The following is a 7,219-nucleotide window of genomic DNA, read 5'->3' on the forward strand; positions in this document are numbered from 1 at the left end:
TAATATTATAATTATATGACCAAAAAAATCATCATCATTTTAGCGGCAATTATCTTGATTGCCGGCGGAACCAGCATTTATTATTTAAAAAGCCAGCAGCCGCCCACGCCAAAACCCCCGGTTGTTGTTGTGCCTCCCGTTATTACCGACGATAAGGGCGCGACGCCTGAAGGAATAAATTCGGTGGTAGGCGCCAATAATCAGTTCGCCTTGGATCTTTACGCTGAATTAAAAACAGCAGACGGAAATATTTTCTTCTCGCCCTTTAGCATTTCGTCCGCCCTGGCTATGGTCGATGAAGGAGCGCGCGGAAAAACAGCCGAGGAGATACAATCGGTGTTTCATTTCCCCGCTGACGCCAGTTCGCGCCAGTCTTCTTTCGCGGCGCTTTATAATCAGATCAATCAGCCGGACGCAAAATACCAGCTTAGTATCGCCAATGCCCTTTGGGCGCAAAAAGATTATAAATTTTTGGATGAGTATCTTAATGTGTTGGAAAAATATTATGCCGGCCAAGCCACTAATGTTGATTTTAAAAATGCCACCGAACAGGCGCGGCTTGCCATTAATCAATGGGTGGAAGATAAAACTAATAATAAAATAAAGGATTTATTTCCTCGGGGCGCTTTGAATGCCCTGACGCGCTTAGTCATTACTGACGCGATCTATTTCAAGGGAACCTGGATCAAACAGTTCGATAAGAAGCTGACTAGTGATGAAGATTTTCGGGTGAGTTCTGCTAATTCAGTCAAAGTTAAGATGATGCAATTAACGGGCGAGGAAGCGAACTTCAATTTCGCTGAGACAGCTGATTTGCAAATTTTGGAAATGCCTTATGATGGCGATAAATTATCAATGATGATCTTGCTGCCAAAAAATGACGATTTATCAGGACTGGAAAGCTCGCTGTCATCGGCCAAGATCAGTGACTGGAAAAGCCAATTGCAAGAGCAGCGTGTTGATGTGTATCTGCCGAAATTTACTTTTGATACTAAATATTCTTTGAACGGAACCTTGGCAAAAATGGGTATGCCCACGGCTTTTACCGGTCAGGCTGATTTTTCCGGCATGGATGGCACGAAAAATTTAGCCATTCAACTGGTAATTCATCAGGCTTTTGTGGCGGTTGACGAAGAAGGCACGGAAGCGGCCGCCGCCACCGGCGTTGCCGTCGCCGCATCCGCCATGCCCATACCGCGCCAGATCCCGGTCTTCCGCGCCGACCATCCATTTCTTTTTTTGATCCAGGACAAGGATAGCGGAAATATTTTGTTCCTCGGCCGAGTTTCCAACCCGAACAAATAATTTATACAAGCTGCCTAAAAATAAAAGACCCGCTCCGTCATAATGACCGGAGCGGGGTTTGTTTTTTTATTGGAAGACGGTAATTTTCCTGTTCCCGTCGGAATAAAAAAGAGTATTTCCGACTTGTTGAAATTTATTACGATCTCTTTCCAACCAGCCAAGAAATGGCGGAGTGAATTGGACTTCTGCTTTTGCATCCGCCCTCTCAAATTGATTGGCCTGAGGCCAGACGCCATCAAGATAATTGCTGAACTGAAAAAAACTTGATAGCATTTCCCAGAAGTTATCATCGCTTTGGCTTGATGATGTCTCTGCCGAAACGCCGGCGCAAGACGAACTGCGGCTGCCGGAGACGAGGGGGAATTCCGGCGAAAAATAATCGCCAAAACCAATCCAGACAAAGGCCGTAATTACGCCGAGACAAGCCAGGGGGAAAGCGGCAATCAAAGCAATTCTTTTAACCGTTGAAAATACTCCGATTAAGTTTTTCAGCCAATCAGACAGAATTGCCGCTATCCAGTCGGTTCTGAAGATTGATCTGGCGGCGTAAACGATCATTTCCATCAGCAAACTCCTTTTTAAAAATGGTTTATATTTGTTATTGTTATAATAATGAGCGATTCAATGTTCGTAGTATATAACTATTTTCTATTTTTGTCAAGATTGGAATATAAAAACGGAGTTAAGACGGCAAGTAGCCGCCAATATATTAAAATAAAAATCCCGCTCCGTCGCAACGACAGAGCGGGGTTTGGTTACTGTCCGATTATCTCCTGATAAAGGACTGCTTCGTTTTTGAGCAAAAATGCCGGAGTGAATAATTCGTGCCACTCTTCCATAATTTTGATATCGCCGATCTGGTCGGCACGGAATAATTTTTCCAGAGCGATATTATATATTTTGACCTGTGCATCGCCGATATCCAGGAATTCGGAAACGCGCAAGGCACTCAGGGGGATGAATTCCTCAATTGAGACAACCTTCGTTTCTTTTTGAAGAATCCGGGCGGTTTTTCGGAGAAGTTCCAATGATACTTCAAAGGAGGAAGCTATTGTTTCCCTTATTTCCATCCTTTCTTTAGATGGTTCAAAAACGTTGAAAGAGGCAAGTTGAACAATCCGGTAGACGTCCTCATAGCCTAAACCGAATTCTTCGTTGCACAAATGCTTTTTCAGGAATTCCTTTACTTCGCTGGAGGCATATACTCCGCGCGATTCGTAGATTTCCTTAAGCATGTTATCCGGGTAAACGTTAATGCGGCCAATGACGCCGGATAAAGTTTTTAAAGAATCAGCGACCGTGTGGAAGAGATCAGGCCAGGCGACTCTTTCTATCCGCGATTGGTGGATCGCTCTTTCTTCCCAGGTTTTAATGCAATCGGTGATCATATCCGCATAACGTTTGGCCATTACACCATTGCCCTCAATACCTTCAGTACGAATGGTATTTTTTTTGTGCGGCATGGCCGAAGAACCCTTTTGTTTTTTAGTGAACGGTTCTTGCATCAGCGGATTTCCGCTTCGGGCCGACAGGCGGATGTCATTTGCGATTTTATCCACCACTTGAACGACATTGCTCAGGGCGTTCGCAATTGGCGCAAAAAGGACACGGGGCAGAATTTGCGTAGCGCCATAGAACGGAACAAATCCCAAAATTCGCAGGGCTTCTTTTTCCACTTCCGGAGGAATGCTGCCATACTTGCCGATGGCGCCGGAAAGTTTCGAATATTTTAGATTTGCACGGGTTTGACGGAGCGTTTCACGGGCAACCTGAAGTTCCCTCAGCCAGGTTAAGCCGCGAGAACCTTCAGTCTGCAGCTCGGCTTCCTGGCCATGAGTTCTGGCGTTCATAATCGTGTAGCGAAAAGCAATGCAAAAACCTTTGATGGTTTTTTCCAGCTCATCAAAGAGCAGGTCGATTACCTCCAGAGATTCGATCAGCATTCTGATGAAGGCAGATTCTTCGGTGCAATAGGAAGTGATTTTTTCGTGCACGTTTTGATGAAGAGTGATTGGCAGGCCACGCAGCCGTTCGTCAATAAAAGCATTGAGGTCGTGGTGAATTTCTTTGTCACGTTTTTTCCACCACGGAATATCAATTGGCGAATTTAGCCAGCAATCCCTGATGGCGATAAAAATTTCTTTGACGATCATCCCCAGATTGACCCGCGCCTCGATAACGGCCAGCTCGGTTTTTTGCCAGAGCGAGAGCCTGTGTTCATCGCTGAAAATTTCAGCGATTTTTGGATTGACATACCTTTCATGCATAACGCCTCCTTATAAGGTTTATGGTTTATTGTAATTTACTATCTGTTTTCAGGAACTTTTTAATTTATCAGAATAACGGCGATAAGTCAATTAAAAAAGGACTGTCTCGTAATGAGCCAGCCCTTTGTTGAATGTTCAAGAAACAGAGGTCAGGCGACGAAATTGTCAAATTTTTCAATTTTCGATTGAAGTTGCAAGTACGCCGCCGGATTGGTTTGCGCCAGAATGCCAATTGCCGCGGCAAAGGCATTGCTTTCCGGCCAGGTGGTTAAAAGCGGAACGCCCGAGGCCAGACGGATGCTTGACCAGATGTCATCCGGAAATTCTTCGAATTTCACTGGGCAAATGATCACTTGCCAAGCGGTATGTGCCGCGAGTATCGGTCCCAGTCCGTCGGAGCGCCCGACCGAACAGACGATCACGCCGCCTTGCGGGTAATTGGCAACGATCCGGTCCAGCATCAACAGCGAATCAACCGTGCTTTTGTGACCCGACTTAATAATGTCAAGATTGTCGACACCGGGTACGGCCGGAATTTCTTTCGGTATCGGATCACTTTCTGATCCGCGCCAGAAAACCAGCGCTTGCCTGGGCAGGGTCAGACGCGCGGACATCTCGGCGATGAACTGGTAATTACGTTCGATTATTTCCAGTTTTTTCTCGCCGAAATCGCGAAAGACCTGTTTGTCGAACTGTTCGCCGTTCTTCCAGAGCCGCCAGCTGTCGTTATCGACGACATCGGAAACGCGCATCTGATCATCAAATTCGATTTTGAAATCGATCAGGTCAAGGCCAAGAACGGCCCAGGCTTTTTCCAGGACCAGAAACGTCCGGCGGGTTATTTCTTCCAGCTTGTCGATCTGCTCCGGCGTAACTTGCCTGGGAATTTCGGAAACGCTGATGGTTGATTCTTTGGTCCAGCCGGGTTTTTTGGAATGAACCAGCTGCCATTTTTCCGCGCGGGCATCGATGATCAACGGATCGTCGATGATTTCGCTTTTGTCGCTGAATTCGCCCTCCTTGTCCCTTTCTTTCAAATTGGAAAAGACGTCGCCGAATTTCCCTTTGGTGGTCTTGAGGAAGAATTCGATCTCCAGGCGGTGAAACCGTTTCGGTTTGGTTTTGTCCGCGGTTTTTAAATCCGGATGGCGGCTCAAGTAGCTGCCGACCGCCCGGCGCCGCGCTACGACTTCCAGCGGAACCATCTTTGATTTTTTCATGATGAATTCCGTTTCCGAATGCCGTCCGCAGTAGGCTGTAGGAATGCCGCAAGCGTTCAGCAGTTCGAAAACATTGCAGGTCGTGGTGGTGGCTGAAACAGCCTTACTGTCGAATTTGCGGGTCAGCCCGGGATCATCCATTGCCGTGATATCTTTCTTGTTTCCAACGATGACCAAATCATCGTTGCCGACCATGGCAAAAATCATTTTTGTTTTGCCTTCAACCAGCGTTTTGCCTTTTTCCGGCTTTTCCATGAAACACCCCTTTCTTGGGTTTAGGTTTTTTTGATTAACAATGAGCCTTCCTGCTTTTAGTGAACTTTCCAGCTTAACAGAAAACGCCTTTAAATGTCAATTTTTGAATTTGGCGAAAACCGAGGGTCATTGCCGGAAATTCGCTTTTTTTATGGCAGTTATTGCAAAAATTCTGGCAAAAAATTCAGCTTAACGCCAATTTCGGCATATGCTATAATTAAAGCGACCGGAGAAATCTCATTTATATCATTTTGCCAAAGCAAGATCGTTGCTTTGGCCGCGAATCGGGAGTTTTAAGAGGCGATTAATTTTAAATTTACGCCGGAGGGGAAAATCAACCAAATGAATAATTGTAAAAATTCGGAAAAAGACTTTCTTGATTTTTTTGATAATGTCCCGGACGGAGTATTGCTGGTTGATATAAAAACCAAGAAGTTTTATTCCGGCAATAAAGCGATCTGCCGCCTGCTGGGCCGCTCGCGCAAGGAATTTAAAAAATTGCGAGTCAAAGATATTCATCCCCAAGCCGTCTTGCCCCGCGTTTTGAGCTATTTTGATCGTTTGGCAAAAAGGGAAATTTCTCTGGCGAAAAATATTCCGGTAAAAAGAAAATCCGGCCGGATTTTTTATGCTGATATAAATGTTTCAGCTCCCGTAATGGTGGATGGAAAAAAATTAATGATCGGTTTTTTCCGAGATGTGACCTCGAGAAAAAGGGCCGAGGAAGAATTAGCGGCGTCAAAACAGCGGCTGGCCGATTTGGTGAATTTTTTGCCCGACGCGACCATGGCCATTAATCTGGCGGGCCGGGTGATCGCCTGGAATAGAAAGATAGAGCAGATGACCGGCGTCAAAAAAAATGAAATTTTGGGCAAGGACAATTATCTTTACGCCGTTCCTTTTTACGGCAAGCGGCGGCCGGTATTGATGGACCTTGTCCTGAAAAGAAATAAAAAGATCGCGAAAAAATATCCTTATATTCAGAAAGAAAAAGATCAGCTTATTTCCGAGATATTTATTCCTTTGCTTTACGGCGGGAAAGGCGCTTATCTTTGGTGTGTCGCTTCCCCGCTCTATGATGAAAATGGCAAGCTGGCCGGGGCGATCGAATCGGTCAGGGACATCACTGATCGCAAACTGGCCGAGCAAGAATTGTCCAAAAGCCGCGAGCGATTCAAGAATTTGGTCGATTTGCTGCCGCAGACGGTTTTTGAAATGGATAAGAACGGCAAATTGACCTTTGTCAATCATTACGGTCTTGCAACTTTCGGATATGCCAAAAAAGATTTGGCCCAAAAAAAACTAAAAATCCTAGAGTTGATCGCCAAAGAAGATCGAACCAGAGCCGCTAAGATGATCTTAGAGCGGATCAAAACCAGGAAAATCGGCGCCAATGAATATTTGGCCGTAAGAAAAGACGGTAACACTTTCCCCGCGCTTGTTTATTCCAGCTATGCGGTTCAAGAAAATAAAATGGATGGGATCAGGGGTATTCTGGTCGATCTAACCAGCATTAAGAAAGTGGAGCAATCATTAAAGGAAATAGCGGCCAAGGATGAGGCGCTGTTGGGAAGCATTGCCGACGGCGTGATTGCCGTGAATAAAGAGGGAAAAATAATTTTGATAAATCAAGCCGCTTTGAAAATGCTGGGCTATACCGAAGAAGAAACGATGGGAAAAAAATGGTTTGATGTTTTGCATAAAGAAGACGAAAAGGGCAATAAGCTTCCTTTGGAAAAAAGCGATTTCGCCGCTGTCCTGAAAACGGGCCAGACTTTTTCCGCCATCACGCCCTATTATTACGTGGGAAAAAGGGGGAAGAAATTTCCGGTCTCTCGGGCGGTAGCGCCGGTTATTTTAGGAGGGGAAACGATCGGGGCCATTAATGTTTTTCGGGACATCACCGAAGAAAAAGCGCTGGATCAGGCTAAAAGCGATTTTCTTTCTTTGGCCTCGCACCAGCTGCGCACCCCGCTTTCGGCGTCAAAATGGATTTTGGAAACAATGTCGTCGCAAACCCAAGGCCTAAGCGATAAGCAAAAAAGGTATCTGCGCGATTTGGCTATTTCCAACGAACTATTGATCGGCTTGGTGAACGGCCTCCTGGACGTGGCGCGGATCGAGGCGGGCAGGCTGTCTATTTATAAAAAATCAGTTGACATTTTGGCGCTG

At 45.7% G+C, this 7,219-nt stretch carries 5 protein-coding genes; 2 read left to right on the plus strand and 3 right to left on the minus strand.

Annotated features, from left to right (window positions below):
• Positions 1–15: 15 nt before the first annotated feature.
• Entirely contained in the window at positions 16–1,305 is a 1,290-nt protein-coding gene (locus PHE24_04690) for a serpin family protein (GenBank protein ID MDD4902405.1), read from the plus strand.
• A gap of 66 nt (positions 1,306–1,371) precedes the next feature.
• On the opposite strand, the gene PHE24_04695 is transcribed toward PHE24_04690, so the two are convergent.
• The 3 genes from PHE24_04695 to PHE24_04705 form a co-directional block, all read right to left on the minus strand.
• Entirely contained in the window at positions 1,372–1,869 is a 498-nt protein-coding gene (locus PHE24_04695) for a hypothetical protein (GenBank protein MDD4902406.1), read from the minus strand.
• Positions 1,870–2,060: 191 nt separating this feature from the next.
• The gene (locus tag PHE24_04700) at positions 2,061–3,572 is read right to left on the minus strand and encodes a lyase family protein (protein MDD4902407.1); all 1,512 of its coding nucleotides are present in this window, start codon (positions 3,570–3,572) and stop codon (positions 2,061–2,063) included.
• A 149-nt stretch (positions 3,573–3,721) separates the two neighbouring features.
• On the minus strand, positions 3,722–5,047 hold the full coding sequence (locus PHE24_04705) for a phosphoribosylaminoimidazolesuccinocarboxamide synthase (GenBank protein MDD4902408.1): 1,326 nt from the start codon (positions 5,045–5,047) through the stop codon (positions 3,722–3,724).
• 342 nt (positions 5,048–5,389) lie between these two features.
• Here PHE24_04705 and PHE24_04710 point away from each other — a divergent pair.
• The coding region (locus PHE24_04710; protein MDD4902409.1) for a PAS domain S-box protein at positions 5,390–7,219 on the plus strand (1,830 nt) is incomplete at its 3' end.

It is taken from the genome of Patescibacteria group bacterium, from assembly GCA_028707065.1.
Lineage (GTDB): Bacteria > Patescibacteriota > Patescibacteriia > Patescibacteriales > WJLG01 > JAQTUZ01.

Bases quoted from the DNA above. Each gene is read 5' to 3' on its own strand.
- PHE24_04690 (MDD4902405.1), top strand. From the start codon at position 16: ATGACCAAAAAAATCATCATCATTTTAGCGGCAATTATCTTGATTGCC.
- PHE24_04695 (MDD4902406.1), bottom strand. From the start codon at position 1,869: ATGGAAATGATCGTTTACGCCGCCAGATCAATCTTCAGAACCGACTGG.
- PHE24_04700 (MDD4902407.1), bottom strand. From the start codon at position 3,572: ATGCATGAAAGGTATGTCAATCCAAAAATCGCTGAAATTTTCAGCGAT.
- PHE24_04705 (MDD4902408.1), bottom strand. From the start codon at position 5,047: ATGGAAAAGCCGGAAAAAGGCAAAACGCTGGTTGAAGGCAAAACAAAA.